Annotated in this window: 13 tRNA genes; all 13 read left to right on the top strand. The window is 50.3% G+C overall.

What is annotated here, in order from left to right:
* Nucleotides 1-7 precede the first annotated feature (7 nt).
* The 13 genes from RPL90_RS07990 to RPL90_RS07930 all read left to right on the top strand — a co-directional run bounded on the left by RPL90_RS07990 (nucleotide 8) and on the right by RPL90_RS07930 (nucleotide 1,225).
* Nucleotides 8-83 (top strand) — tRNA-Val (locus tag RPL90_RS07990).
* A gap of 21 nt (nucleotides 84-104) precedes the next feature.
* A tRNA-Thr gene (locus tag RPL90_RS07985) sits at nucleotides 105-180 on the top strand.
* A gap of 5 nt (nucleotides 181-185) precedes the next feature.
* Nucleotides 186-261, top strand: a tRNA-Lys gene (locus tag RPL90_RS07980).
* Nucleotides 262-267: 6 nt separating this feature from the next.
* Nucleotides 268-349, top strand: a tRNA-Leu gene (locus RPL90_RS07975).
* Between the two features lie 3 nt (nucleotides 350-352).
* Nucleotides 353-427: transfer RNA gene (locus tag RPL90_RS07970), tRNA-Gly, on the top strand.
* Between the two features lie 14 nt (nucleotides 428-441).
* Nucleotides 442-530: transfer RNA gene (locus tag RPL90_RS07965), tRNA-Leu, on the top strand.
* A 15-nt stretch (nucleotides 531-545) separates the two neighbouring features.
* Nucleotides 546-619, top strand: a tRNA-Arg gene (locus tag RPL90_RS07960).
* Between the two features lie 13 nt (nucleotides 620-632).
* Nucleotides 633-706 (top strand) — tRNA-Pro (locus RPL90_RS07955).
* Between the two features lie 15 nt (nucleotides 707-721).
* Nucleotides 722-797: transfer RNA gene (locus RPL90_RS07950), tRNA-Ala, on the top strand.
* 17 nt (nucleotides 798-814) lie between these two features.
* Nucleotides 815-888 (top strand) — tRNA-Met (locus tag RPL90_RS07945).
* A gap of 26 nt (nucleotides 889-914) precedes the next feature.
* Nucleotides 915-988, top strand: a tRNA-Ile gene (locus RPL90_RS07940).
* A gap of 8 nt (nucleotides 989-996) precedes the next feature.
* Nucleotides 997-1,089: transfer RNA gene (locus tag RPL90_RS07935), tRNA-Ser, on the top strand.
* Nucleotides 1,090-1,132: 43 nt separating this feature from the next.
* Nucleotides 1,133-1,225 (top strand) — tRNA-Ser (locus RPL90_RS07930).
* The last annotated feature ends 15 nt before the right edge of the window (nucleotides 1,226-1,240 follow it).

Below are 1,240 nucleotides of genomic sequence, written 5' to 3'. Positions count from 1 at the left end.
TTATTATGGAGAATTAGCTCAGCTGGGAGAGCATCTGCCTTACAAGCAGAGGGTCGGCGGTTCGAACCCGTCATTCTCCACCATTTTAGTTAAATGCATAATTAGCCGGCCTAGCTCAACTGGTAGAGCAACTGACTTGTAATCAGTAGGTTGGGGGTTCAAGTCCTCTGGCCGGCACCATGTAAGAGCCATTAGCTCAGTTGGTAGAGCATCTGACTTTTAATCAGAGGGTCAGAGGTTCGAATCCTCTATGGCTCACCATTACATGCGGGTGTGGCGGAATTGGCAGACGCACTAGACTTAGGATCTAGCGCCTTACGGCGTGGGGGTTCGACTCCCTTCACCCGCATTTGCAGAAGTAGTTCAGCGGTAGAATACGACCTTGCCAAGGTCGGGGTCGCGGGTTCGAATCCCGTCTTCTGCTCCATTATTATTTTTTGTGCCGGGGTGGCGGAACTGGCAGACGCACAGGACTTAAAATCCTGCGGTAAGTAATTACCGTACCGGTTCGATTCCGGTCCTCGGCACCATCTTTTGTAAAATATGCGCCCGTAGCTCAACTGGATAGAGCGTTTGACTACGGATCAAGAGGTTATGGGTTCGACTCCTATCGGGCGCGCTTGTATATTTTACGGGAAGTAGCTCAGCTTGGTAGAGCACTTGGTTTGGGACCAAGGGGTCGTAGGTTCGAATCCTGTCTTCCCGATTAAAATACCTATATGGGGGCTTAGCTCAGATGGGAGAGCGCCTGCTTTGCACGCAGGAGGTCAGCGGTTCGATCCCGCTAGTCTCCACCATATAAAACATATTTAACGGCGGTGTAGCTCAGCTGGCTAGAGCGTACGGTTCATACCCGTGAGGTCGGGGGTTCGATCCCCTCCACCGCCACTAAATTTTATTTTGAATTATATTTAGGACCTTTAGCTCAGTTGGTCAGAGCTAACGGCTCATAACCGTTCGGTCGCAGGTTCGAATCCTGCAAGGTCCATTAAATACGGAGGAATACCCAAGTCCGGCTGAAGGGATCGGTCTTGAAAACCGACAGGGGCTTAACGGCCCGCGGGGGTTCGAATCCCTCTTCCTCCGCCATTTATTTTTCAGCAATATAATTCAATAAAATTATTACTAATACGGAGGAATACCCAAGTCCGGCTGAAGGGATCGGTCTTGAAAACCGACAGGGGCTTAACGGCCCGCGGGGGTTCGAATCCCTCTTCCTCCGCCATTTATTTTTTTATTA

Origin of the sequence: Staphylococcus kloosii (genome assembly GCF_032139365.1) — a bacterium.
GTDB lineage: Bacteria > Bacillota > Bacilli > Staphylococcales > Staphylococcaceae > Staphylococcus > Staphylococcus kloosii_A.
This window is presented reverse-complemented; position numbering and strand designations above follow the sequence as displayed.